We start from the raw sequence: 24,721 nt of genomic DNA, 5'->3' as shown, positions 1-24,721 counted from the left end.
CATGAGCAAGAAGTTTGATGTCGTCATCGGTAACCCGCCCTACCAGGAGGAGGCCCAGGGTGGCGGCACCCGCGACACTCCCGTCTACCACCTCTTCATGGACGCGGCCTACGAGGTTGGAAGAAAGGTTGTTCTTATCACGCCGGCGCGCTTCTTGTTTAATGCTGGATTCACACCGAAGGCGTGGAACGAGAAGATGCTTGCGGATCCTCATCTCAGTGTTCCTCACTATGTGGTAAAGAGTAGTGAGGTGTTTCCCGGGACCGACATTAAGGCTGGTGTTGCCGTCACCTACCGAGACGTGTTGGTTGCAGGTGAGCCGATCGGGACCTATTCGGAACACCCTGAACTTAACGCAATTCTTCAGAAGATTCGGGAAAGGCGCGAGCCGTCGATTTCGGGCACTGTCACTAGTGGTCGAGCATACGCGTACACGCAAGCGATGCACGACGAGCACCCAGAAGCCTCCGGCAAAATGTCGCGAGATGCTCAGTTTCGGATCAGTACGAATGCCTTCGATCAACTCCCCTTTCTTTTCCATGAAAGGGAGCCTGAGGGGCGGGGCACCTACGTGCAGGTGCTGGGCCTTGCCGGTCGTGGGCGGGTGCTGCGTTGGATCAAGCGGAATTATCTGACTGGCCCTTCCAGCTTTGAAAAGTTCAAGGTGGTGATCGCTAAGGCCAACGGCTCGGGTGCTCTCGGAGAAGTTCTGTCAACGCCGCTGGTGATGGGCCCCGGAGTGGCCGTGACGATGTCTTTCCTGACGGTCGGTGGTTTCGACGAAGAAGCCGAGGCGGCTGCGTGCCTCTCGTACCTGAAGACCAAATTCGCGAGAGCTCTGCTGGGAATCCTCAAGAAGACTCAGGATAATCCGTCGAGGGTTTGGAGGCACGTTCCACTTCAGAAGTTTCATTCCGACTCGGATATCGACTGGTCTAAGCCCATCGCCGAGATCGACCAGCAACTATATGCGAAGTACGGTCTGTCTGGTGACGAGATCGCCTTCATCGAGGAGAAGGTCGTTCCGATGGCTTGATGCTTTGGCCTCAAGTTGGACGAGTGACCTCGATGACGACCACTGTCTTGTCGTCGCTGGGCTTACTCCGTGGCCAAGAGCTGCCGCGCGTGTCGCGTGCCTCCACTTGCTGAACTAATCGGAGCCACCGATCGAGGCCCATGGAGGTGAGAGCGCCCCATGAAGGGGCCACGTTGTAGCGGAGCCCTTGCGCAGCGCCGTCCGTGGCCAGGACGATTGACGCGATCTCCTGTGTCCTTCGGGTGTGGGCCACGCGATGCCGGGCAGCGTTGGGGTCCGCGCCAGCGATCCAGTAGCCACCGTCGCGGTTTCGAAGGGTCGCTTGTTGCGCTTGAAGCCGCTGCAGAAGCTCTAAGTGGCGTGCGTCAAAGCCGTGGCCACGGGCCAGCCGAGATCGGTACTCCGTCCTGAGCGCTGGGGCGATGTCGGCGAGTCGGGAGTCGGTCACTTCTATTTCGTCGTTCTCGGTGATGAGCGCGGCGGTGCTGTCGCCCAGTACGTAGACCTCGACCACCTCGAATGACCAACGCGCCATGGCAATGGTGCTCGTGGGACATGTCGCGGGGTCGTCGTGGGTGGCTGCGGCTTCTGCGATCGCCCTCGCCACGATGTCGATGGTGGTGTCGTCGGGGCGTGAGGTCAGCTCGTGAACTAGGGCGTCCTTGAGGCGGTCGGCGTACCAACCGCCATCGTGCTCGGGCTGGACGGTTGCGAAGGATGAGGCTCCGTCCAGCACGAAGGCCCACCCATCGCCGTACGCGTATCGGTCTTGGTTCTTGTTGCCTCCTGCGAGCGTGGCTGCTTGGACGGTTACCGGTGGGCCACCGGTCCCCATGCGGCCTCCTTGGTCGTCGGGGTCAGGCCATCGAACTGCGAACGGATAACCATGGAGAAGTCATTGCCTCCCACTGCATCGTGCAGCGCCTCGAGGTTCTCTGCAAGGTATGTCGCCGCGCCGACCGAGCCCAAGGCGTGCACGCCGGCGATGACGAGGACGGTCTTGCCCTCGCGCGTCACGCGTCCGACATATGCGACGTCCTCCCCCTTTTTGCCGTCGTCGAGGGGCGACTCGAAGCGCTGTCCGGTCTTCCGGTCCTCGATGACCCACTGGTCCCTTTCGACCTCGTGGAAGGCCAAAACAGGATCATGGCTGAGGATCTCGGCCGAGACCTGGGAAGACTTCGGCCCGCAGATCACCACTGCCTCGTGGGCCGGTGACCACGCCCCGTCGATCGGGATCGCCACCGGTCGGACCTCGAAGGCCAGATCCCTCAGGACGTCCGAAATGATCCGAGCAGACTCTGCGTCCTCCAGGGCGACAACACCTTCTGGCCGATCGCTGCTGTGCCGCGTCGGTGTGGCGACCTCGATCGGGCCCACTCCGAAGAAGGCTCGCTCCGTGGCCGGCGCGTCCTTACGAATCTGCGAGATGCGCCCCCGCGTCAGGCCGAGCTCCGCGCCCACAGCACTGAACGTCCCCCCGCGCTGCTCGACCACGCGGTTGATGGCGTCGCGCCGGATACGGGCAAGTTCGTACCCACGCTGGCGGTACAGCGACATGAGGTCGCCGGCCAGGCGTGCTTGCTGGAGGGGGTCAGACTCGCGCCGGACCACCTCGAAGGGGTCGTTGTCCACAGAGTCAGTTTAGAAGGTCTTGACGAGATCCCAAACAGGCCCTAGTTTGAGAACTGGCCCTACGTATAGGGCCTCTAAACACACGTAGTGTTTAGGCCTACTAGACAGGAGAAGGTCATGGCTGTTAGCCGTCGCATGGAGGTTGTGTTCGGATCGGTCTTCCCGAACGGTGCATACCTGGTCGGAGACGTCGAGCCCGTGCAGGACTACAACGCGGACCAGCGCCCCGACGGAACTCGTCCTCAGCAGGTGGACCCGGACACGGGAGAGCTGATCTGACGACGTCGAGGAGGCCCGCGCGGATGAGGGTGGCCCGCTCCCCGATCCGCGACACGAGTGCCCCAGCGGAGACGTCGAGCCCGTGCAGGACTACAACGCGGACCAGCGCCCCGACGGAACTCGTCCTCAGCAGGTGGACCCGGACACGGGAGAGCTGATCTGGACGGTCCCGGTCCTCGACGCGGACCCCGAGGCCCGCAAGAACGAGAAGACGATCAACGTCAAGATCATGGCTCGCCAGCAGCCGGTGCCGCCGGCCAACCCCGGCGACCTTCCCTTCGTGCCGGTGGAGTTCGAGGGGTTGACTCTCACGCCGTGGATCGACGACAACGGGGTGCGACCCAAGCTCGCGTGGTCCGTCCGGGCCAAGGCCATGACGGCGCCGGGCAAGTCGTCCAAGAGCTCGGTTGCGGGTCGCTCGGAGTCGGCGGCTGCGTGATGACTGCTCTGGGTGCGTGGGGTGGCCGTCTGGCTCGTGGGCTGGTGCTTGCGGGTCGGGCGGCTGCCCCCGCGGTTTGGCGCCTTGCCGTCGCTTGGGTCGCGCTGGTGGTCCTGGCTGAGCTGGTGGCTGCCGTGCCCGGACGGGTCGATCAGTTCGAGATCCTCCCGGTGGGGCCGTGGGACACGTCGTGGGTCGCACCCTGGGCAGGGCTGCTGCAATCGATAGCAACTCCTGTCGCGTGGCTCCTCGTCGCGCTCGTGGTCATGGCCTTGGTGCTATCTCTCGGACTGCCGGACTCCGTTGCGGCATGGATCGGTCGCCGGGACGTCCGTCGTTCCTTCATCGAGGTCGCTCGCTCGGCCCGCCTGTCGGAGCGAGTGGACGATGGCACTGAGTCGCGGTGGATCGATCCCAGGCTGCTCCGGGTGACCTCCCAGGGCGGAGTCGTGACGGCTCGCGTTCGCGCTCGTCGTGGGCAGACGTCCACCGACCTCGTGGCGGGGGCCGAGAAGCTTGCTGCGGGTGTCGATGCCGCAGCCTTCCGCGCCTCCTCGGTCTCGCCGTCGGTGGCTGATGTGCGGCTGACGATGATGGATGCGTTGGCCGACTCGACGGCCGCCTCCTTGCCCACGGACCGTCCTCTGGGAACAGCGCTGGAGCCGGTCGAGGTGGGTCGCGATGAGTCCGGGATGCCGTGGCGGCTCTCGCTGGTCGGGAAGCACACACTCGTGGCGGGTCGCTCGGGATCGGGCAAGGGGTCGGTCCTTTGGGGTGCTGTCGCGTCGCTCGCCCCGTGGATTGCCCAGGACACGGTGCGAGTGCACGGCGTGGACCTCAAGCGCGGCGTCGAGATCGCCATGGGCGACGGGCTGATGTACCGCACCGCCTACCGGCCTGAGCAAGCACTGGTGGTCTTGCGTGACCTCCTGACGATCATCGACGAGCGAGCCTCGCGGATGGTGGGCCAGTCCCGTCTGCACGAGCCAACGCCGGGCGACCCCCTGCACCTCCTCGTCATCGACGAGCTCGCCGCTCTGACTGCCTATGCAGACGTTGAGGTGAAGAAGGAGGGAAACCGCCTCCTCGCCGAGATCCTGACCCAAGGGCGGGCCATGGGCGTTGTCGTGGTCGCGTTCGTGCAGGACCCGAAAAAGGAGACCGTCCCGGCGCGTGGCCTCTTCACCCAGACCATCGCCCTTCGTCTGGCATCGGCCGACGAGGTCCGGATGGTGCTCGGTCAAGGCATGAGCGACGAAGCGCCGGCTCACCGCATCCCCGCAGACATGCCGGGCGCCGGCTACCTCGTCACAGAAGAGGGCTCGGTCGCTCGGGTGCGCGCGCACTACTGGTCGGACGCTCTGATCAAAGCAACGGCCGCGCATTTCCCAACCGCCGAAAGGTGGATACCGCCGCTGGATCAGATCGCAGCCGCGGGACCCGTCCACCACGTGCAGACCACCCAGACCGAAGGGGGCGAGCCCTCAGGACCTCGTGAACGCCGCCCTCGCTCGCCCCGCTCCAAGACAGCAGACAGCGAGACGACGAACGTCGTTGCACTGAAAGGAGTTCGTGATGGTGCCTAATGAAAGGTCCGGCGCAGCGAATCGCACGCTGGCAACTCTGAACACCCGAGGGGCATGTGTGGGTCACCCGCACCCTGACTGGTGGTTCCCCGAGCGAGACGAAGACGTGACGCACAGGGCTCTGCAGGTGTGCGCCTCGTGCCCGGTCCGCACGTTGTGCAGGGACTACGCCCAGGAGTGGGACGAGGAAGGGGTGTGGGGTGGCGTCATCGTCCATGCAAGCGATGGGCAGCCCTTGGCCAAGCTTCCCAAGGAGTGGGCCGGCCTGACGCTGCCAGGTCTCGAACTGGGTGAGACGGCATGAGTTGGATGCTGGCTGTTGCCCCCTCGCAGGTGCTTCCCCTTCGCTCGACGCTCGGTCGTGGTGCTGCGGTCGCCTGTGACGAATGCGGAACTGTCTTCGTCCGTCGCGCAGATGCACGGGTGTTGTTCCGCAGCGCTTCGGACGCCATCGCGGCAGCCACGACCTTCTGCGAGGGATGGTCATACGTCATCGGCAACGGACGGGACCACCTCGTCTGTATCGACTGCGTGACGTCCCGTGACGCGGTGGGCGATATCTGATGCAGCACCCGGTCCGGAGTCGCCTCTCATGGTTCGCCATTGCCTTCCTGATCGTGGCCGTGGCACGGCTGATCCTGCACGTGGCCGGGTGGTTGTCGTGACCTCGACGGCGCAGCTGCAGCAAGGTCTGGACGGGCTCACCGATCGGGCGGCCTCGGCCGTGCACGACCTCACGACTCGCGGGGCTCTGGGCAAGTTCACTGAGGCGGCGAGTCGGGTTGGCTTCTGCCAGAGGCCGATTCGCTTGGCAGGGCGCGCGATGATCGTCGACACCCGTACCGGAGAAGCGACCTCGCACTACTCCTCGGCAGACGCCCCTCTGGGAGTTCTCCTGACCCGCTGCGGCAACCGTCGCGAGTCGGTGTGCACCTCGTGCTCACGGGTCTACGCCAGGGACACCTTCGAGATGATCCGCTGTGGCCTGGAAGGGGGGAAGGGAGTTCCTNAACCGTCGCGAGTCGGTGTGCACCTCGTGCTCACGGGTCTACGCCAGGGACACCTTCGAGATGATCCGCTGTGGCCTGGAAGGGGGGAAGGGAGTTCCTCAGCGCGTTGCGGAGAACCCACTCGCCTTCGTCACGGTGACCGCACCATCCTTCGGCCCGGTGCACTCGACGCGTGGCGGCCGCACCTGTCACCCGCGCGGCAACACGACGTGCCCTCACGGACGGTCCCTGTCGTGCACGAAGACGCACCTGAAGGATGACCCCGCGGTGGGCTCACCCATCTGCCCAGACTGCTACGACTACCTCGGGCACGTCGTCTGGCAGTACCACGCTCCTGAGCTGTGGCGGCGAGCCATCCAGGACGTCAGCCGTCAACTCGCCGCTCGGCTTGGCGTGCCGGTATCGAAGGTCTCGAAGGTGGTCTCTCGGCAGTACGGGCGCACCGCGGAGATGCAGGCCCGTGGTGCCGTGCACTTCCACGCGCTCTTTCGTCTGGACGGGCCGCTGGACGAAGGGATCGGTGCGGCGTGTGGCGTGGGTGTGGACGTGATGGTGGAAGCCATCGAGGCGGCCTTCTCGAGAGCCCAGGTGCAGGCACCGCCCACGTTCGAGTGCGACCAGTCACGTGTCCTGCGGTGGGGCGAGCAGATCGACATCCGCATCGTGCGAGAAGGGTCCCGAACGGACGACCCTGATGCGCCGATCACGGGCGAGCAGGTTGCGGCCTACCTGGCGAAGTACTCCACCAAGGACACCTCCTTGGCGGTGCCTGACGGTGCGCACGTTCACCGGATCAAGCAGACCTGCGCAGAGGTTCATGAAGCGGCCATCCTTCGCGCCGAGAGTCGTCGAGCCGGTGAGGAGGTGCCAGTGCCGGTCGATTCCGAGGGCCGCGATCACTACGTGCTGATCGGCAAGTGGGCGAAGGAGCTCGGCTATCGGGGCCACTACTCGTCAAAGTCGCGGTGCTACAGCGTCACCTATCGGACATTGCGCCGGCGTCGGGCTCGGTTCCAGCAAGTCACAAAGTCGCGGTGCTACAGCGTCACCTATCGGACATTGCGCCGGCGTCGGGCTCGGTTCCAGCAAGTCATGCAGGAAGAGACTGAGAGGGCCCAGCGCGCGGGGAAGCCCGTCGATCTCGCGGCCGTGGAAGAAGCCCTACTGAGCCAAGAGGATGAGTCTGAAACCTCGGTGGTGATCGGTGTCTGGGAGTTCGTGGGCGTGGGCTGGACCAACCAAGGAGAGGTGGAGATCGCGACAGCAGCAGCGGCCAGGGCACGCGAGTACGCCCAACTTCGGGCTGGCAAGCAGTGACCACGCAGGAGCAACGACAACGCAGGGATGAGTGAGGAACATGGATGACCAGTCCACCGTGACGTTTCCGCAGTTCATGACGGTGCAGGAGGTGGCGAAGCTGCTGCAGGTGCCCGTGTCGACGGTCTATCACTGGGCCGCATACGGCGAGGGGCCTCCGTCATTCAAGGTGGGCAAGCATCGCCGCTTCAAGGCCGCTGCTGTCGCCGCGTGGCTGGAGGCGGCCGAGGCTCGAGGTGTGGCGTGATTGAGCGTCGGGAGCGAAAGGACGGCGCGATCACCTATCGCGTGCGATATCGCACCCCAGATGGTGGCTTCCGTTCCCGCTCCTTTCGGCGAAGGGGAGACGCCGTTGTCTACGAGCGTGAGATGGAGGCGCACAAGCGGCGCGGGGACTGGGTCGACCCTCAACGTGGCCGGGTCACTCTGGCGATGGTGTGGGAGGAGTACGAAAGCTCGGGCATGACTCATCTGCGTGTCACGACACAGAACGGCTACCGCTACGCCTGGAAGCACATCGAGCCGACCCTCGGTCGTTGGCCCGTGGCCAAGATCGAACACGCTGACGTAGCGGAGTGGGTGACGAACCTGTCCAAGACAGCAGGAACTGACACGGTTCGGCGGGCTCATGGGGTGTTGTGCAGGCTGCTGGACCATGCCTGCCGGACTCGACGCGTGCCAGTCAACGTCGCTAGGGGAGTGCGCCTTCCAAAGCGCGCACCAGCTCGCGAGCGGATCCTCACGATGGCGCAGGTCCACGCACTGGCGGACGGTATGTCATCCGAGGGTGATGTCGTGCTGGCCCTGGCGTACTTGGGCCTTCGGTGGTCGGAGTTGGCTGCCCTTCGATGCGAAGACGTCAACCTTGACCGGCGGCGGGTCCACGTCGTGCAACGGGCCACCGAAGTCGAGGGACGGATCGATGTCGACCAGCCGAAGAGTCGCGCTGGGCATCGGTATGTGCCGATCCCCGGACGCATCGCGACCCTGCTGGAGTCGAGGATGGCAGGCAAGCCGGCTGACGCTCTTGTCTTCGCCTCACCTCAGGGTGACTTTCTCCGGTCACGGAACTGGCGGCGGCGCTCCGGTTTCGACTCGACCGCAGAAGCCCTGGGCATCGTTGTGACCCCGCACGACCTGCGGCGCACCTTCGGAAGTCTCGCGCGGATGGCGGGGGCTGACCTGCGCTTCATTCAGAAGGCGATGGGTCATGAGTCGATCACCACGACGGCGCGGATCTACGCCCACCTCTACGACGACGAGCTCGACACCATCGCGGCCGCCCTCGACGGACTGCACCCGCCGGCCACACCTCGGGAGCAGTGACATGTGCCCATTTGGTGCCCATTTGCTGTTCGCCGCGGTCGTGCTGGTCACAAGAACCTTGATTTTTCGGTGTGCCCCCGGCTGGATTCGAACCAGCGACACCTTCTTTAGGAGAGAAGTGCTCTTCCCCTGAGCTACGAGGGCCTGGCGCGGGCACCCTGGCTCTCACCAGAGGCGCGATGCGCCGAAGCACAGGGTACGCGTCATACTCCCTTCGGTGAGCACCCACGCCCTGCAGCGGCGCACCATCGCGACCCTCGCCGGGTCACAGGTCCTCGGGGGTGTCGGAGTCAGCGCGGGGGCGGCCGTGGGTGCGCTGCTCGCGGCGGACATCTCGGGCAGCGAAAAATGGGCGGGGCTGGGAGGCACGGCCCAGACGCTCGGCGGTGCCCTGGCGGCCATCGTCCTCGCGCGGATCATGGCGGCGAAGGGCAGGCGCCCTGGGCTCGTCGCCGGGTACGCCATGGCCATCGCCGGTGGCCTGCTCATCGTGGGGGCATCGGTGGTCGGGTCCTTCGCCCTGCTGCTCCTGGGATTCCTCCTCTTCGGAGGTGCGACCGCGGCCAACTCGCAGGCGCGTTTCGCGGCGACAGACCTCGCGGACGACGTGCACAAGGGTCGTCACCTGTCGATCGTCGTCTGGGCCACCACCATCGGCGCCGTCGCCGGGCCCAACCTCACCGGGCCCGGCCGCTGGGTGGCCCAGCAGCTGCACCTACCGGTCCTCGTCGGCCCGTATGTCCTCTCGCTCGTGGGGGTCCTCCTGGCCGGCCTCGTCCTGACGCTCGCCCTGCGCCCCGACCCGCTCCTCACCGCCCGGGCCCTGCACGTCGACCACGTCGAGCCAGGGGAGGACCACGGTCCAGCGGCCACCGGGTGGGCCGTCATCCACAGCCGGCCCGACGCGCTCACCGGCGTGCTGGCCTTGGCTCTCGGCCACACCGTCATGGTCTCCGTGATGATCATGACCCCCATCCACATGCGGCACGGGGACGCGACCCTCGAGGTCATCGGGCTGGTCATCTCCCTCCACATCGTGGGGATGTACGCCTTCTCACCCGTCACCGGATGGGCTGTCGACCGGTGGGGCGCCCGGTCCGTCATCGGGGCCGGCTCGCTCCTCCTGCTCACCGCGAGCCTCCTGGCGGCATCCACCCGAGAGGGCCAGTCGCTCGCCCTCACCACCGCCCTGATCCTGCTCGGCCTCGGCTGGTCCTGCACCCTCATCGCCGGGTCGACCCTCCTGTCGGCGGCGATCCCCCTTCGCCAACGTCCGGCAGCCCAGGGCCTCGCCGACGTGGCGATGGGGCTGGCCGGAGGCGGGGGTGGAGCCCTCGCTGGACTCGTCGTCGGGTGGTGGGGATACCAGGCTCTGGGGCTGCTCGCAGGCGGCGCGGCGCTGCTCGTCGGGCTGTTGGTGCCGCTCGGGAGGCGTCGCGGTTGTTAGCGTTGCCCGGTGAGCACTCCGTCGACGACCCCTGCCCCGGTGTCGGCTGACGTCTCCCGGCTGCGCCGCGAGCTCATGGAGCTCGGGGGCCCCAACACCCTGCTGTGGCCGGCCCGCGACCCGCACGTCGTCGATCTCTCGACGGCGCACCCCGGTGGCGTGGCCATGCTCTTGTCCGGCAGGGACGCTCGCCTCTCCGACCTCGTGCGGGAGCCCGGCGCCCTGCTGCGCGCCCAGCGCCGAGCGGCCGAGCTGACCGAGCACGTCGAGCGGATCGCCGAGGAGCACGGCGTCCACACCGGGTTCCTCGCCATGGGGTCCGCCTCGTGGGCGGTACCCGGCGAGGACGAGCGGCCGTTGGCACCGGTCGTGCTGCGCCGGGCGACGCTGCGTCGACTGCGGCCGGGGCCCGACTTCGCGCTCGACCTGGCCCACCGCGTCGAGATCAACCCGGCACTCCTCACCTATCTGCGTCGGGCCCTGCGCCGCGACATCGATGGGGAAGCCCTTGCGGACCTCGGCCGCGGAGACGGGCGTGGCTTCAACCCCACACCGATCCTCGACGAGCTGCGGCGCCTGTGTGCGGACCTGCCCGAGCTCAACATCACCTCCCGGATCGTGCTGGCAGCCTTCCCCTACGGCAAGGCAGAGGCGCTCGCTGACCTCGCCGGCCTGGGTGACCGGACCGCGCACGGCCCTGCGGCTGCCCTGCTCAGGGGCGAGCCGGTGGTGCCCACGCAGACCGAGCCGGACAGCGTCGCCGACGCCGCCGTCCTCGACATCACCGCAGATCAGCAGGACGTCCTCGACCGGGTCGCGGCGGGTGAGGACCTGTACGTCGACGCCCCGCCCGGCACCGGCATCGCCCGCCTCGTCGCCTCCGTCATCGCCCAGGCCGCAGGTGAGCGCCGCAGCGTGCTCCTGCTCACCGAGAAGGCAGCGGCCATCGAGGCCGTCGTCGACGACCTGAAGGAGGCCGGTCTCGAGGACCTGCTCACCCACGTCGTCGACCCCGCCGCCGAGATCGACCCGGCCGTCGTCGTCGACCGCTGGCCCCGTCGCCTGCCCGAGTCCGAACGCTCCTTCGACAACCCCGGGCGGCGCGCGACGTCTGCCGCGCACCTGCTCGACGGCCACACACACGCCATGCACGAGCCTCGCGAGCCCTGGGGTGTCTCGATCGCTCAGGCCCACGACGCGATCGTCGGTCTGAGCACCCGCCGCCCGGCGCCGCGCTCACGGGTCCGGCTGAGCGGGCAGGTCCTCGCCCGCCTCGATGGCGAAGGGAGGGACGCTCTCGTCGAGCAGATGGTCGGTCTGGCCACACGCAAGGCGTGGCATCCCGGCCGCAGCGACCAGCCGTGGGCCGGTGCCCGGCTGCATGGGGACGCAGACGTCGACGAGGTGCTGGCCGCAGTCGATCGCCTGCGCGGCAAGGACGGCACCCTCGCGCAGCTGCGAGCGACGGTGCGCGAGGTCTTTGCCGACATCGCCGAGCCGCGCGCTGCGACGCCCGCCGATCACGGTCGCTTCCTCGCCGGCATCGAGGAGATCCGCGACACTGTCGACGTCTTCCGGCCCGAGGTCTTCGACACTCCCCTCGACCACCTCCTCGCCGCCACCGCACCCAAGGGGGCCGCGGTCGACGGCGAGTCCCTCGGCGTGGTGGAGAAGCGCCGGCTGCGAGCCCAGGCCCGCCGTCTGCTGCGACCCGGCCGCCCCCCCGAGGACCTGCACGCCGCACTCCAGCTCGCCTCCCAGCAGCGCCGCACCTGGTCCCGGCTCACCGGAGGTGGCGGGCGACCCAGGATCCCCACCGACATGGATCGAGCGCACACCGCCTACGAGCGGGTCTATGCCGACCTCACCCACGTCGCGTCGGTCATCGGTGACGATCATGCGAGCACGAGCCTGCTCGACACCCCGTGGGACGAGCTGACCGCACGGCTGGACGCCTTGGGCAAGGACACCGCGGGAGCCCGCGTCGTGCCCACGGTCATCGCGGACCTCGACGACCTGCGCTCACGGGGCCTCGGTGACCTCGTCGACGACCTCGCCGCGCGGCGAGTCCCCGCGGAGTCCGTCGCCGACGAGGTGCTCTTCGTCTGGTGGACCTCGGTGCTCGCCGAGTCCGGGAGGGACGAGCGTTTCGCCCAGGTGACCGGTGCGCAGCTCGACGAGGCGCTGCGCACCTTCGTCGTGGCCGACCGGGCAAGTCTGGGCGCCAACGCGGCCCGCATCGCCACCCGGCAGCGAGAGCTCTTCCACATCGACGGACGGCGACACCGCGCTGCGGCGCGGCAGGTCGCGGCAGCCCATGAGGGCCTGCTGACGAGTCCGCCGTGGAACCAGGCCTTCGGTCGCTGGGGCGGGCTGCTGCGGGCGGCCTCTCCGGCGTGGGCGATGGCTCCCTTCGTCATCGGTCAGGTGCTGCCGCTCGACGAGAGCTTCGACCTGGTGATCGTCGACGACGCGTCGCGCACGACACTGGCCCGCACCCTCTCGGGCATCGCGCGAGGTGGTCAGCTGCTCGTCATCGGTGACCGTGGTCAGCTGCCACCCGACACGTGGACGGCCGACGCGGGCGTCGCTGCACCGGCTCGGCCGCGCAGCTCGCTCGCCGACCTGGCCGCCGGTGTCCTGCCATCGGCCGCCCTACGAGACAGCGCCTACCCCCGCCCACGGGTCGACAACCTGCTCGGTCCGGACACCACTGCAGCCGAGGTCGTCCACCCGCCGGCGCCCGTGCCCCGTGACGCTGTCCACCTCGTGCGCGTGGAGGGACGCGGGGTCCTCGACGAGCGCACCGGGCTCGTCGAGACCACGACCGCAGAAGTCGATGAGGTCCTCGAACGCGTCCGTGAGCACCTGCGGCGGTACCCGCGCCGGACCTTGGGCATCGTGACCTTCGGTCAGCTGCATGCCGACCGGGTCGCCGACGCCGTCGCCGGACTCGCACAGTCCGAGCCCGAGGTCGCTCAGGCCCTGGCGGCGCTGCGTGAGCCGCTCCTCATCAAGCCCGCCGAGAGGTGGCAGCGCCAGCAGCGCGACACCGTCGTCGTGGCCGTCGGGTTCGGCCGCACCCCTCAGGGGCGGGTCGTGCAGCGACTGGGCGCACTCAGCGGTGTCACCGGCGCCGAGCTCGTCCTCATCGCTGCGACCCGGGCACGCCGCGCCGCGATCTGGGTGACCACCATCGACCCGGGCGATCTCGCCGGCGACCGTGGAAACCTGCCCGGTCACCGGGCCCTGCGCACCCTGCTGACCGGTCTCGTGGAGCCGACCCCGACGCAGTCCGACGGGTCCGCTCAGCTGAGCCCACTCCTCGCCGGCTTCGTCCAGCGGCTGCGCGACGGTGGTCTCGTCGTGACCACCGACGTCGGTATGGGCGAGCACCGAGTCGACATCGCTGTCGCCGACCCGCGGGACCCCCAGCGCATGCTGCTGGCCGTGGACGTCGACGGGCCGGGCTACGCCGGTCTGGCCTCGACCCGGCAACGTGACCGGATCCTCGTGGAGCGACTCACCGACCTCGGGTGGGCCCACCTACGGTTGTGGACGGTCGACATCTTCGCCGACCCGGCCCGGCAGGAGGCCCAGGTCCTGCGTGCCATCCGCGAAGCCATCGCCAAGGAGGAGTCGTGAGCGAGACACCAGGAGTCGACGGACGCCCAGGCGATGGACGCCCAGACGACGGGGAGGGCAGCCCCCTTCCCGTCGAGCCGGAGCCGGCCACGAAGGCCACCGCGACGTCCACGCCCGAGCAGACGCGCGACGACACCGACCTCGGCTGGGGGGAGCGTCCCGACGAGGACGCCCACGACCGCTGGTTGCAGGAGCAGCGGCCACCCCACTGGGAGTAGGCCTCAGCCGCGTGCGGTGAGTGGTGTCCGGGGGCGTAGGTGGTTGCCAGCGATCATGCAGCGCACCGACCCACCGGCGCTCTCGATGGTCGGGATCGCGACTGGCAGCACCTGGCAGTGGCGGCTGATCACCTCGACCTGCTCGCGGCTGAGCGAGCTCGCCGCGGTGGACGACATCGCCAGGACGAGGCGATGGCCCAGCAGCTCGATGCAGTTGCCGGCGAACTGGCACACCTGCTCCTCCGTCAGCTCGATCACGGTCTTGCCGCAGTCGCGCAGCCGGCCCAGGACCACCTCGCGCTGGGCCGGGTCGCGGATCAGGCTGCTGCCGACGAGTGCCAGTCGCGTGCCCACCGACATGAGCACATTGGTGTGGTAGATCGGCGTGCCCGCGCGGTCCGAGGCGTCGAAGAGGACCGGGTCGTACCCGTGGTCGCCGCAGAAGTCGGCGAGCAGCTCGGGGGAGAGGCGCCTCGAGCGGCAGGCGTAGGCCACCCGTGCGGTGTGGTCGAGGACCATCGCGCCGGTGCCCTCGAGGAAGCGCTCGTCGTACTCCGCACTCGAGTAGTCGATGACCCTGCGCACGACGAAGTCCCGCTTGAGGGACTCGATGATGTCGGTTCGCCGCTCGCCCCGCCGGTTGTGCGCGTACATGGGGAAGAGTGCCACCGACCCGTCCGGGTGGGTGGAGAACCAGTTGTTGGGGAAGACGCTGTCGGGGGTGGCCGCGGTCCGGTCGTCGAAGACGCTGACCCCGACACCCGCGCCCTCCAGGGCGCGGGCCAGGCCAGTGACCTCGTCGTGGGCCCGGGCGGCGATGGCGACGGGGTGCTCGGCCAGCCGGGTCTGGAAGGCGTTGTCTGCCGCGGTCGCCGGGTTGGGCGTGAAGTGGTGCGGACGCACGAGCACCACGCGGGAGGGCGCGTGCCCCGCGGGACCACCGTCAACCTTCTCCTCCCGGTGAGCGAGCAGCCCGGTCATCGGGCGGGCGTCAGCGCGCCGACGAGCGAGTACAGGTCCTTGGGATCGACCGGATCGGCGACGAGGTCGATGCTCGTCTGCAGGTCGGTGGTGCAGTCCCGCGCGCACCGCAGCGCCGAGAAGTCAGCGATCGCGAAGCCCACCGAGTCGAAGATCGTCACCTCATCGGGCGAGCGGCGCCCTTCGGCAGCGCCGGTCAGCACCTCCCAGAACTCGACGACGGGGAAATCGGGTGCCATCTGCTGGATCTCACCCTCGATGCGCGTCTGCGGGGGGAACTCGACGAGGACGCGGCCGCGCTCGAGGATCCGCGGGTCGAGCTCGGTCTTGCCGGGGCAGTCGCCGCCGATCGCGTTGATGTGCACTCCCGGTCGGATCATGTCGGCCGTGAGGATCGTGGCCTGCGCCTTGTCCGCGGTGCACGTCGTGATGATGTCGGCGCCGTCGACGGCCTCGGCGGTGGAGGCGGCCACCGTGATGGTGAAGCCCAGCGGCTCGAGGTTGCGCTGCAGCTTGGTGACGGCCGCCGGGTCGACGTCGAAGACCCGCAGCTGCGTGATGCCGAGCTCTGCGCGGAAGGCCAGCGCCTGGAACTCCGCCTGGGACCCGGCGCCGATCATCGCCATGATGCGCGAGTCGGGTCGGGCGAGCACACGGGCGGTCAGGGCGGACGTCGCGGCGGTGCGCAGCGCGGTGAGCAGCGTCATCTCGGCGAGGAAGACCGGGTAGCCGTTGTCGACGTCGGCGAGCAGACCGAAGGCGGTGACGGTCTGGAAGCCGCGGCCGGGGTTCTGCGGGTGACCGTTGACGTACTTGAAGGAATAGGTCTGCTCGTCCGACGTCGGCATCAGCTCGATGACGCCGAAGGGGGTGTGGCTGGCCACGCGCGGGATCTTGTCGAAGGAGGCCCACCGTCGGAAGTCGTCCTCGAGGTAGCCGGTCATCGTCGACAGGATGGCCTCGGTCCCGTCTCGCTGGATCCAGCGGACCATCTGGGCCACATCGAGGAACTGGGTCATCGTCATCTCCTGCATCGTCTGGTCCGGCGCAGATCGGCCGTGATGACGAGGCTACGAAGAACATTTAGCGAGCGGTAGAGACATATCTCGCTACTTGTGTTCAAGTCCTTTGCAGATTGCGCACATCGAGGCAACATGGTGCGCATGTATCGCCCCACGGACCTCGACAAGCGCCTCCTGTCGGCCCTGCGCAAGGACGGACGAGCTCCCGTCTCGGCTCTCGCGGACCAGCTCGGTGTCTCCCGCGCCACCGTGACCTCGCGGATCGCCAAGCTGACCGCGCACGGGATCATCGTCGGGTTCACGGTGCGGGTGCGCGACGCGGCCGAGGCCTCTCACGTGCGCGCGATCTCCTTCATCGAGGTCGAGGGGCGCACGACCGATCGGGTGATCCGCGAGCTGCGCGGCTTCCCCGAGATCCAGGCCCTGCACACGACCAACGGCGGCTGGGACCTCGTCGCGGAGGTGTCCTGCTCCGACCTGGGGGAGTTCGACGACGTCCTGCGGCGCATCCGGGGGATCCAGGGCATCGTCAACAGCGAGACCTCGCTCCTGCTCAGCTCCGTGGTCCGGTAGCCGGCCGGCAGCACCCGAGCATGACGAAGGGGGCCGACCACCGTGACGGTGACCAGCCCCCTTCGGGCGTGAAGCGGTGTGACTCAGGCGCGGCCGGCGCGCAGCGAGTCGCGGATCTCGCGGAGCAGCTCGACGGACTCGTCGGTGGTCGCCTCCTCGTTGGCGACGAAGCGCTCACGCATGTGCGTGTAGGGCTTGACGACACCGAAGTACACGACGGCGGCGAGGATGAGGAAGGCGACGACGGCGGTGATGAAGGCACCGAGGGGGATGCCGCCCGGCTTGAAGGCCGAGAAGTCCGGGTTGGAGCCGAGGACCTTGGCGATGAGCGCCATGATGACGGCGGTGAACGTGGCGACCACGGTGGCGAACGAGGTGGCGATGATCAGACCGACGGCGATCTCGACGAGATTGCCGCGCATGATGAAGTCCTTGAAGCCCTTCATGAGGGTCTCCCTTCGGTTGGGGTACACAGGGGACGTGACGCACAGACGTCACTCGTCCTACAGTGTGAACCATCTGCGGGCCGAACGCCCGCTCTACACGTGTGTCGTGGGCCGCTCAACCACCGGCGACGAGGACGAAGCCTCCCTGCCCGGCCCCGGCGGCCCCCATCTGGCGCATGATCGGCTCGACATCGGTGCGCCGCAGGGTGACTCGCGCCACGGTGGTGCCTGACGGGGTCTGCGAGGTGCCGGAGATGCGGGCGCCCGTGGCGATCGGGGACCCCCGGCCGGGCAGGTAGACCGCCACGGTGTCGCCCGGGGCCAGATGGTCGGCCGGCACGGCCAGAGGAAGCGACAGCTCGGGCCCGACGCGCTCAGCAGTCGGTGCCGGGGCGGCAGCCGGCGGGCGAAGGGCGCCGACGCTCAGGTGCAGGGCCAGCAGGATCGCGATGGCCGCGAGGGCACGGCGTGCCAGTGAGAGCCGCCACGCAGCACGCCGCGATGGCCCGAAGAGTGAGGGGAGCTGCTGCGCCAGACGAGAGGAGGCCATGCACCCCACGCTAGGGACGCCCGGCGCCGCGGGGATGGTCGGTCAGCTGGCGGTGGACGCCGTGCTCGAGGTGCTCGAGCTTGTGGACGACGAGCTGCTCGTGGAGGAGCCGCTGGAGGCGGCGGGGCTGCTCGTCGAGCTCGAGGACGAGTCGCCGCTCGAGGCGCCGCTCGAGGAGCTCGACTTCGCCGTGTCGCTCGAGGAGCTGGTCGCGCGAGAGTCGTTGCGGTAGAAGCCGCCTCCCTTGAAGACGACGCCCACGGCGTTGAACTGCTTGCGCAGCTTGCCGCTGCACACGGGGCATACCGTCAGCGAGTCGTCGCTGAAGGACTGGACGATGTCGAAGGCGTGGCCGCAGTCAGCGCAGGCGTAGGCATAGGTAGGCATAACAGGGCCTATGGTACGTCGCCGCGCCAGCCGGCCAGGCGGCCGTTCGCCGACACGGCCCGGAAGCGCTTCTCCGTCGCCTCGCGCAGGTCGCCGGGTGTGACGACGAGCAGCCGGTCGCCCGGCCACAGGCGGGTGTGCGCGTCGGGGACGAAGGTCTCCTTGGCGCGCACCACGAGCGACACATTGGCACCCTTGGGCAGCCGCAGCTCGTAGATCTCGACGCCCGCGAGCTTGGACCCCGGCGCGACCGCGATCTCGAGCAGCTGCGCGCCCAGCTCCTCCAGGGGCATGGCCTCGACGATGACGCCGGCCGCTCGGCTCGGCTCGGTGACGCGAAGCGCCCGCGCCACCCACGGCATGAGCGGTGCCTGCACGACGGTGAAGATGACGACGAGCATGAAGACGAGGTCGAAGACCCAATCGATCCCGGGGACGTTGTTGGTGATCGGGACGGTCGCCAGCACGACGGGCACGGCACCGCGTAGGCCGGCCCAGGAGAGGAAGGCCTGCTCGCGCCACGGCACGCGGAAGGGGGTGAGCGCGACGAGGACCGACAGCGGCCGGGCCACGAGGAGCAGGACGAGTCCGACGAGGAAGGCGCGCGGGATCTCGTCGAAGAATCCGGACGGGGTGGCGAGCATCCCGAGCATGACGAAGAGGCCGATCTGGGCCAACCAGCCGAGCGCTTCGGCGAAGCCGGTGACCGCCTGCCGGTGCGGCAGATGCATGTTGCCCAGCACGAGGGCCGCGAGGTAGCAGGCGATGAAGCCGGAGGTGTGGATCGTGGCCGCGCCCGCGTAGGCGAGCACGCCGATCGCGACGACCCCGAGGGAGAAGAGCCCGGACGTCCCGGACGCCAGGCGGCGCATGAGCCTGCCGCCGAGCCAACCGATCGCCAGGCCGACGAGGGCACCACCGGCCAGCTCGGCGATCGCGAGCAGCCCGATGCTCCACCAGGGTTCGGCCGTGGCCGGGTCGGCGATCTGCAGGGACAGGGCCGTCACCAGCAGGACCACGGGCGCGTCGTTGAAGCCGGACTCGGCCTCGAGCATGCCTGAGAGTCGTCGGGGAAGAGGGACCACCCGCAGCACCGAGAAGACGGCGGCGGCGTCGGTCGAGGCGAGGATCGCGCCGATGAGCAGGCTGATCTGCCAGTCGGTGTGCAGGATCTGGTGCAGGGCGACCGCGACCACCCCGACCGACACGAGGACGCCGACGGTCGACAGGGCCAGGGCCGGTCCCACGGATGAGCGGATCGAGGACCAGTTCGTCGTCAGCCCGCCCTCGATGAGGATGAGGACGAGAGCGCAGTAGCCGAGCACCTGCGCGGCCTGGTCGGAGTCGAAGGGGATCCCCAGGCCCTCCTTGCCCACGGCGAGCCCGATGGCCAGGTAGAGCAGCAGGGTCGGCAGGCCGGAGCTGGTGGCCAGGCGCACTGCGGCGACGGCCACGACGAGCACGAGCGACCCGGCCAGGAGGACCAGCGACAAGTCCGAGAGGCCGAAGGCAGAGGCCTGCTCGGTCATCGTCACCGCATCCCCCTCTCGTCGTCGCTGGCGTCTAGTCTCGCAGGGTGACCCTCGCGCGTCAGGTACGCCGCAGCCTCTACGTGACGCTGGCCCTCGTCATCGTGCTCGTCGTGGTGCTCGCCGGCGTCGTCTTCGGCCAGGGCCGCCGCCCCCTTCCCCAGACCGCCGGGACGCTCGAGGTCAGCGGGCTGACCGGTGACGTCGAGGTGCTGCGGGATGCCCACGGGATCCCCCACATCTACGCCGACACCATGGGTGACCTCATGCGCGCGCAGGGCTATGTGCAGGCCCAGGACCGCTTCTTCGAGATGGACACCCGCCGGCACATCACCGCCGGCCGCCTCGCCGAGCTCGTGGGCGAGCCCGGGGTCGAGACCGACAAGGTGATCCGCACGATGGGCTGGCGCCGGGTGGCCGAGCAGGAGCTGCCGATGCTCGAGCCGAAGACCCGTCGGGCGCTCGCGGCCTACACCGCCGGGGTCAACGCGTGGATCGACGAGCAGGGCTCGCCCTCCGCGATGGCCCTCGAGTACACGATCCTGTCCCTCAGCCTGCCCGAGTACCGCGTCGAGCCGTGGACGTCCGTGGACTCCCTCGCGTGGCTCAAGGCGATGGCGTGGGACCTGCGTGGCAACTACACCGGCGAGCTGACCCGGGCCGCGCTGCAGGGCCGGGTCAGCGACACCATGATCGCCGAGCTCTACCCGGCCTACCCCACCGCCGAGCACGTGCCGATCCTCTCGGGCAAGGACTGGCGTCCCGAGGGAGCGAAGGGAGCACAGGCGAAGGGAGCACAGGCGAAGGGAGCGAAGCCGGCCTCCTCGTCCACCCCCGCAGCCACACCCGCGCTGCTCGACACCGCGGCCGCGATCGACGCCGTTCCCGCGCTGCTCGGGCGAGGGGACGGGATCGGCTCCAACTCCTGGGTGGTGTCCGGCGAGCGGTCCACGACCGGGGCACCGCTGCTGGCCAACGACCCTCACCTCGGGGTGGGTATGCCCGGTATCTGGTACCAGATGGGTCTGCACTGCCGTCAGGTCGATGAGGCCTGTCCGCTCGACGTGTCCGGGTACACCTTCGCCGGGGTGCCCGGTGTCGTCATCGGGCACAACCGGGACATCGCGTGGGGCTTCACCAATCTCTCGCCCGACGTGACCGACTTCTACCTCGAGCAGATCACCGGCGACGAGTACCTGCGCGACGGCAGGCTGCTCCCTCTGGAGACGCGCACCGAGACGATCCGGGTGGCGGGCGGTCCGAGCCAGCAGATCACCGTGCGCTCGACCGGGCACGGGCCGATCCTGTCGGACGCCGTCCCCTCCGTCGCTGCAGCCGGCGACGAGGTCGAGGTCGAGGGGCGGGCCACGAGCGACTACGCGGTCTCCCTCGCCTGGACGGCCCTGAGCCCGACCACGACGGCCGACGCGCTGCTCGGGCTCAACACGGCGAGCAACTGGGACGAGTTCCGCGCCGCCGCAAAGGACTTCGCAGTCCCGAGCCAGAACCTCGTCTATGCCGACACCGCCGGCCACATCGGCTACCAGGCGCCCGGGCAGGTGCCCATCCGCAAGGGCGTCGGCGACCAGCCGCCCGGCTACGTGCCCGCCCCGGGGTGGGACTCGACCTATGACTGGAAGGGCTTCGTCCCCTTCGACGAGATGCCGACCTCTCTGGACCCGCCCGAGGGGTTGCTCGTCACGGCCAACCAGCAGGTCACGGCGAGCACCACCCCCTTCCTCACGACGGAGTGGGACTCCGGCTACCGCTCGCAGCGCATCCACGACCTCCTCGAGAGCGACGACCAGGTCAGTCCGGACAAGATGGCCCGCGTCCAGCTCGACACGGACAACGGACTCGCGCCCGCGCTCCTCGGCCCACTGCTCGAGGTGGAGCTCGACGACCCCTTCACCGAGGACGCGCGCAGCCTGCTGCGTGACTGGGACGGCCGTCAGCCGAGCGGGGCGGGGGAGGACGCGGCCGCCGCGATGTACTTCAACGCCGTGTGGCAGCGGATCGTCGCGCTGACCTTCAACGACGACCTGCCCGCCGACCTGCAGGCCAGCGGTGGGTCGCAGTACTGGCAGGCCGTGACCGGCCTGCTCGCCAAGCCCAAGAGCGGCTGGTGGGACGACCGCACCACGGCCGGGGTCGTCGAGGGACGCGACGAGATCCTGCGCCGGGCGCTCGTCGATGCCCGTCTGGACCTGACTCGCGAGCTCGGCAAGGACCCGACGACCTGGCGGTGGGACCAGCTGCACCAGGTGACCTTCCGCCACCAGGTGCTCGGCGGGGACGCCATCCCCGCGCCGGTGCGCAGCCTGGTCAACTCCGGGCCGCACCCCGTCGGTGGCGGCTCGTCGACGGTCGACGCGACCGGCTGGGACGCGTCGCAGGGCTTCGCGGTGACCTCGGCCCCGTCGATGCGGATGGTCGTCGACCTCGGTGACCTCGACGCATCGCGGTGGGTCAACCAGACCGGGGCGTCGGGGCACCCCTTCAGCGACCACTACGACGACCAGGTCGATGACTGGCTCGCCGGTCGTACTCACCCGTGGCCGAGCAGCGAGGCCGCGGTGCGCGAGGTCACCCAGCAGACGCTGACCCTCACCCCTTCGGCGCAGTAGTCCCCAGCAGGCGGTTCGAAGGCGTGCATCCGTCAGCCGTGAGCACCCACGGGATCGGGATGTCGTGCGGCTCGCTGGGGAGGCGCTCGTTCGTGTGCTCGCCCGGGTGGAGCAGGACGATGACCGGCGTCCCCGCAGTCAGCATCGGCAGCACCCGGTCGTAGCAGCCGCCGCCCTGCCCCAGCCGCGTGCCCGTGGTGTCGACGGCCAGCCCCGGCGCGAGGACGAGGTCCGCGTGCGCAGGTGCGGTGATGCCGAAGGGGGTCCGCCCCGGGTCGTCGAGGTCGCACCAGTCGAGCTGCATGTCGGGGAGGGTGATCGGGACCAGGACCCGGTGGCCGCTCGCGCGCAGTGCAGCGTTGATCGCGGCGGTGGGTGGCTCGTGGGGGAGCGACTCGTAGGACAAGACCGTGCAGGGCGCGGACCTCGGCCTCGCCCCGGGCGGAAGGGAGCGAACGTGCTCGGCGAGCGCCAGGCCGTCCGCGGTGAGGTCTCTGGAGGCGGTCAGCCGCCTGCGCTGCGCCCGCAGGACGCGACGGACGTCTCCTTTGGACAGGGGGGCGGGTGCCATGACTGCATCGTAGGGTTACCGACATGGGACCTGAGGGGCTGACCGAGGCTGTCCGCAAGATGTCTGATCGAGGCGTCGACCAGCGTGCGATCACGGTGTTCGAGGACTACTGGCAGCAGCTCGCCGGCGGCGCTGAGGGCATCATCCGCGAGGAGACCATCGAGCCCTTGAGCGAGGTGCCCGAGCTGGCGGCCATCGAGGTCAGCGACGACGAGCGGCGGGCGGCACTGGCGCAGGTCGCGGTCATCAAGCTCAACGGTGGGCTCGGTACGAGCATGGGCATGACAGGTCCCAAGGCGGCTCTCGTGGCCCGCGACGGGTTGACCTTCCTCGACGTCATCGTCCGCCAGCTCATCGGGCTCGAGGAGCGGTACGGTTCCCGGCCGCCCCTGATGCTGATGAACACCCCCCTCACCCGTGGCCCCTCGCTGGAGATCCTCGAGCGCTACCCGCACATGGCGGGCCAGGACCTGCCGCTGGACTTCCTGCAGAACATGGAGCCCAAGCTCGACGCGCAGACCCTCGCGCCCGTGTCCTGGCCGGAGGACCCCGAGCTCGAGTGGTGCCCCCCGGGCCACGGCGACATCTATGTGGCTCTGGCCTCCTCGGGCCTGCTCGACCAGATGCGCTCGGCGGGCATCCGCTACGCCTTCATCTCCAACTCCGACAACCTCGGTGCCACCTGCGACCCCGACATCGCCGCCTGGCTGATGACCGAGGGGATCCCCTTCGCCGCAGAGGTCGCGGAGCGAACTCTCAATGACCGCAAGGGTGGTCACGTCGCCGTGCGCAAGAGCGACGGGCGTCTCATCCTGCGCGAGTCCGCGATGGTCGTCGACGAGGAGCAGGACCTCTTCCAGGACACGACCCGCCACCAGTGGTTCAACACCAACAACCTGTGGGTGGACCTCGACAAGCTCGACGCCCTGCTGCGCGAGCGCCAGGGGGTGCTCGGGCTGCCGATCATCGTCAACCACAAGACGGTGGATCCCACCCGCCCGGACTCCCCGGCGGTGATCCAGATCGAGTCCGCCATGGGCACGGCCGTCGAGTCCTTCGCCGGGAGCGTCGCGCTGCGGGTGCCCCGCTCGCGCTTCCGTCCGGTGAAGACGACCAACGAGCTGCTGCTCCTGCGCAGTGACGTCTTCGACCTCGACGAGGACTCGCAGATCGTCTCCCGGATCGATCACCCCGAGCCCCGGGTCAGCCTCGACAAGGCCTACAAGTTCATGCGCGACTTCGACGCCCGCTTCCCCTCGGGGGTCCCGTCCATGCGCGACTGCACCTCCTTGACGGTGGCGGGTGAAGTGACCTTCGGTGCCGGTGTGCACGCGGTCGGCGACGTCGAGATCGTGGCCGAGAGCCCGACCACGGTGCCCGACGGGACCCGGCTTCAGGGTCGGACCGTGTTGTCGCAGTGAGGCGCTCGCCAGGGCCCGCTCTGTCCGGGACGACTGCGACGGGCGAGCTGGTCTCCCTTCGTCCACTGCGCCCGTGGGACCGGGGCGAGTTCGTCGGGCTGCGTGCCCGCAGCGCCGACTGGCTGCGGCCGTGGGACCCGACGGTTCCTCCGGGCGGCACCCCTCGGCGGGACATCGCCGCTGACTTCCGCGGGTACGTGCGAGCGCTCGATGCGGAGATGCGGTCGGGGAGCGGGGTGAGCCTGGCGATCGTCGTCGACGACGCGATCGTGGGGATGGTCGCCGCGAGCAGCATCGTCGAGGGCGCCCTGCGCTCCGGGAGCATCGGCTACTGGGTCGGGCACGAGGTCGCCGGCCGGGGCATCGCTCCCACCGCGATCGCGCTGCTCGGCGACCACCTCATGGACCCGGGCGGCCGTGCGCTGCACCGGATCCAGCTCGAGATCCGCCTCGACAACGCGCCCAGCCTGGCGGTGGCGGAAAAGCTCGGGATGCGCGACGAGGGCATCCGTCGGGCCTACCTGCACATCGACGGGGCCTGGCGCGACCACCGCTCCTTCGCCCTCGTGGCCGAGGAGATCGGTCCCGGAGGTCTGCTGGCACGTCTTTCACACCAACAACATCAGTCACGCGCGCGACACACCGACCAGCCTGCGCCACCCTGAGCCCGCGGCCT

25 protein-coding genes, 1 tRNA gene and 2 pseudogenes are annotated in these 24,721 nt (G+C 68.9%); 18 read left to right on the top strand and 10 right to left on the bottom strand.

Annotated features, from left to right (window positions below; all coding sequences use genetic code 11):
* Nucleotide 1: 1 nt before the first annotated feature.
* A complete protein-coding gene (locus ASG73_RS15125) occupies nt 2–1,036 on the top strand; it encodes an Eco57I restriction-modification methylase domain-containing protein (RefSeq protein ID WP_055997043.1) in 1,035 nt (344 codons plus the stop codon).
* A gap of 10 nt (nt 1,037–1,046) precedes the next feature.
* Here ASG73_RS15125 and ASG73_RS15120 read toward each other — a convergent pair whose 3' ends face one another.
* Nucleotides 1,047–1,871: a protein phosphatase 2C domain-containing protein gene (locus ASG73_RS15120; protein WP_055997040.1), complete on the bottom strand. Its 825-nt coding sequence runs from the start codon at nt 1,869–1,871 to the stop codon at nt 1,047–1,049.
* Complete coding sequence (locus ASG73_RS15115) at nt 1,847–2,671, bottom strand: hypothetical protein (RefSeq protein WP_055997037.1); 825 nt, start codon at nt 2,669–2,671, stop codon at nt 1,847–1,849. Before ASG73_RS15115 ends, ASG73_RS15120 begins: the two co-directional genes overlap by 25 nt.
* A 117-nt stretch (nt 2,672–2,788) precedes the next feature.
* Between ASG73_RS15115 and ASG73_RS17970 the strand changes: the two genes are divergently transcribed.
* From ASG73_RS17970 to ASG73_RS17640, 9 genes and pseudogenes are all read left to right on the top strand, one after another.
* Complete coding sequence (locus ASG73_RS17970; RefSeq protein WP_156466318.1) at nt 2,789–2,950, top strand: hypothetical protein; 162 nt, start codon at nt 2,789–2,791, stop codon at nt 2,948–2,950.
* A gap of 82 nt (nt 2,951–3,032) precedes the next feature.
* Nucleotides 3,033–3,389 (top strand): plasmid replication, integration and excision activator, encoded by a 357-nt coding sequence (locus ASG73_RS15110; RefSeq protein ID WP_156466317.1) that lies wholly within the window; start codon nt 3,033–3,035, stop codon nt 3,387–3,389.
* Entirely contained in the window at nt 3,389–4,975 is a 1,587-nt protein-coding gene (locus tag ASG73_RS18575; RefSeq protein WP_156466316.1) for an FtsK/SpoIIIE domain-containing protein, read from the top strand. Before ASG73_RS15110 ends, ASG73_RS18575 begins: the two co-directional genes overlap by 1 nt.
* The gene (locus ASG73_RS18650; protein WP_082567296.1) at nt 4,965–5,279 is read left to right on the top strand and encodes a WhiB family transcriptional regulator; all 315 of its coding nucleotides are present in this window, start codon (nt 4,965–4,967) and stop codon (nt 5,277–5,279) included. The genes ASG73_RS18575 and ASG73_RS18650 overlap by 11 nt, the downstream gene beginning before the upstream one ends.
* Nucleotides 5,276–5,539 carry a hypothetical protein gene (locus tag ASG73_RS17645; RefSeq protein ID WP_082567295.1) on the top strand — a complete coding sequence of 88 codons (264 nt, stop codon included), beginning with the start codon at nt 5,276–5,278 and terminating at the stop codon, nt 5,537–5,539. Before ASG73_RS18650 ends, ASG73_RS17645 begins: the two co-directional genes overlap by 4 nt.
* Before the next feature lie 28 nt (nt 5,540–5,567).
* Nucleotides 5,568–5,984 (top strand): annotated as a pseudogene (locus ASG73_RS18645) (replication initiator); the annotation flags it as partial.
* 61 nt (nt 5,985–6,045) lie between these two features.
* Nucleotides 6,046–7,302: a replication initiator gene (locus tag ASG73_RS15095; RefSeq protein ID WP_442905393.1), complete on the top strand. Its 1,257-nt coding sequence runs from the start codon at nt 6,046–6,048 to the stop codon at nt 7,300–7,302.
* A 40-nt stretch (nt 7,303–7,342) separates the two neighbouring features.
* On the top strand, nt 7,343–7,549 hold the full coding sequence (locus tag ASG73_RS15090) for a helix-turn-helix domain-containing protein (protein WP_055997024.1): 207 nt from the start codon (nt 7,343–7,345) through the stop codon (nt 7,547–7,549).
* On the top strand, nt 7,546–8,628 hold the full coding sequence (locus ASG73_RS17640; protein ID WP_156466315.1) for a tyrosine-type recombinase/integrase: 1,083 nt from the start codon (nt 7,546–7,548) through the stop codon (nt 8,626–8,628). The genes ASG73_RS15090 and ASG73_RS17640 overlap by 4 nt, the downstream gene beginning before the upstream one ends.
* 72 nt (nt 8,629–8,700) lie before the next feature.
* On the opposite strand, the gene ASG73_RS15080 is transcribed toward ASG73_RS17640, so the two are convergent.
* Nucleotides 8,701–8,772 (bottom strand) — tRNA-Arg (locus tag ASG73_RS15080).
* 73 nt (nt 8,773–8,845) lie between these two features.
* On the opposite strand from ASG73_RS15080, the gene ASG73_RS15075 reads away from it, so the two are divergent.
* The 3 genes from ASG73_RS15075 to ASG73_RS15065 are packed head-to-tail and all read left to right on the top strand — an operon-like array spanning nt 8,846 to nt 13,938.
* Nucleotides 8,846–10,075, top strand: coding sequence for an MFS transporter (locus ASG73_RS15075; protein ID WP_235499476.1), 1,230 nt, complete (start codon nt 8,846–8,848; stop codon nt 10,073–10,075).
* A 9-nt stretch (nt 10,076–10,084) separates the two neighbouring features.
* Complete coding sequence (locus ASG73_RS15070; RefSeq protein WP_156466314.1) at nt 10,085–13,720, top strand: DUF4011 domain-containing protein; 3,636 nt, start codon at nt 10,085–10,087, stop codon at nt 13,718–13,720.
* Nucleotides 13,717–13,938, top strand: coding sequence for a hypothetical protein (locus ASG73_RS15065; RefSeq protein ID WP_055997016.1), 222 nt, complete (start codon nt 13,717–13,719; stop codon nt 13,936–13,938). Before ASG73_RS15070 ends, ASG73_RS15065 begins: the two co-directional genes overlap by 4 nt.
* A 3-nt stretch (nt 13,939–13,941) precedes the next feature.
* Here ASG73_RS15065 and ctlX read toward each other — a convergent pair whose 3' ends face one another.
* The gene (gene ctlX, locus ASG73_RS15060; RefSeq protein WP_055997013.1) at nt 13,942–14,919 is read right to left on the bottom strand and encodes a citrulline utilization hydrolase CtlX; all 978 of its coding nucleotides are present in this window, start codon (nt 14,917–14,919) and stop codon (nt 13,942–13,944) included.
* On the bottom strand, nt 14,916–15,938 hold the full coding sequence (locus ASG73_RS15055; protein ID WP_156466344.1) for an ornithine cyclodeaminase: 1,023 nt from the start codon (nt 15,936–15,938) through the stop codon (nt 14,916–14,918). Before ASG73_RS15055 ends, ctlX begins: the two co-directional genes overlap by 4 nt.
* A gap of 144 nt (nt 15,939–16,082) precedes the next feature.
* On the opposite strand from ASG73_RS15055, the gene ASG73_RS15050 reads away from it, so the two are divergent.
* A complete protein-coding gene (locus ASG73_RS15050; protein ID WP_055997645.1) occupies nt 16,083–16,514 on the top strand; it encodes an Lrp/AsnC family transcriptional regulator in 432 nt (143 codons plus the stop codon).
* Nucleotides 16,515–16,597: 83 nt separating this feature from the next.
* Here ASG73_RS15050 and mscL read toward each other — a convergent pair whose 3' ends face one another.
* Nucleotides 16,598–16,960: a large conductance mechanosensitive channel protein MscL gene (gene mscL, locus ASG73_RS15045; protein WP_055997008.1), complete on the bottom strand. Its 363-nt coding sequence runs from the start codon at nt 16,958–16,960 to the stop codon at nt 16,598–16,600.
* A 115-nt stretch (nt 16,961–17,075) separates the two neighbouring features.
* The gene (locus ASG73_RS15040) at nt 17,076–17,510 is read right to left on the bottom strand and encodes a hypothetical protein (RefSeq protein ID WP_055997005.1); all 435 of its coding nucleotides are present in this window, start codon (nt 17,508–17,510) and stop codon (nt 17,076–17,078) included.
* Here ASG73_RS15040 and ASG73_RS18570 point away from each other — a divergent pair.
* Nucleotides 17,509–17,742: a hypothetical protein gene (locus ASG73_RS18570; protein ID WP_055997002.1), complete on the top strand. Its 234-nt coding sequence runs from the start codon at nt 17,509–17,511 to the stop codon at nt 17,740–17,742. The two genes, ASG73_RS15040 and ASG73_RS18570, sit on opposite strands and share 2 nt — an antisense overlap.
* 14 nt (nt 17,743–17,756) lie before the next feature.
* On the opposite strand, the pseudogene ASG73_RS18565 reads toward ASG73_RS18570, so the two are convergent.
* Nucleotides 17,757–17,897 (bottom strand): annotated as a pseudogene (locus tag ASG73_RS18565) (FmdB family zinc ribbon protein); the annotation flags it as partial.
* An 8-nt stretch (nt 17,898–17,905) separates the two neighbouring features.
* Nucleotides 17,906–19,426: a potassium/proton antiporter gene (locus ASG73_RS15030; protein WP_055997642.1), complete on the bottom strand. Its 1,521-nt coding sequence runs from the start codon at nt 19,424–19,426 to the stop codon at nt 17,906–17,908.
* Nucleotides 19,427–19,473: 47 nt separating this feature from the next.
* On the opposite strand from ASG73_RS15030, the gene ASG73_RS15025 reads away from it, so the two are divergent.
* Nucleotides 19,474–22,053, top strand: coding sequence for a penicillin acylase family protein (locus ASG73_RS15025; protein ID WP_055996997.1), 2,580 nt, complete (start codon nt 19,474–19,476; stop codon nt 22,051–22,053).
* On the opposite strand, the gene ASG73_RS15020 is transcribed toward ASG73_RS15025, so the two are convergent.
* Nucleotides 22,034–22,624 (bottom strand): 5-formyltetrahydrofolate cyclo-ligase, encoded by a 591-nt coding sequence (locus ASG73_RS15020; protein ID WP_055996994.1) that lies wholly within the window; start codon nt 22,622–22,624, stop codon nt 22,034–22,036. The two genes, ASG73_RS15025 and ASG73_RS15020, sit on opposite strands and share 20 nt — an antisense overlap.
* A 23-nt stretch (nt 22,625–22,647) precedes the next feature.
* Between ASG73_RS15020 and ASG73_RS15015 the strand changes: the two genes are divergently transcribed.
* Together ASG73_RS15015 and ASG73_RS15010 are read left to right on the top strand one after the other, a co-directional pair.
* Nucleotides 22,648–24,045: a UTP--glucose-1-phosphate uridylyltransferase gene (locus tag ASG73_RS15015; protein ID WP_055996991.1), complete on the top strand. Its 1,398-nt coding sequence runs from the start codon at nt 22,648–22,650 to the stop codon at nt 24,043–24,045.
* The gene (locus ASG73_RS15010; RefSeq protein ID WP_235499475.1) at nt 24,042–24,710 is read left to right on the top strand and encodes a GNAT family N-acetyltransferase; all 669 of its coding nucleotides are present in this window, start codon (nt 24,042–24,044) and stop codon (nt 24,708–24,710) included. The genes ASG73_RS15015 and ASG73_RS15010 overlap by 4 nt, the downstream gene beginning before the upstream one ends.
* Nucleotides 24,711–24,721 lie beyond the last annotated feature (11 nt).

The organism is Janibacter sp. Soil728 (genome assembly GCF_001428305.1).
Taxonomy (GTDB): Bacteria; Actinomycetota; Actinomycetes; order Actinomycetales; family Dermatophilaceae; genus Janibacter.
The sequence above is the reverse complement of the archived record's forward strand: the minus strand, read 5'-3'. Positions and strand labels throughout refer to the sequence as shown.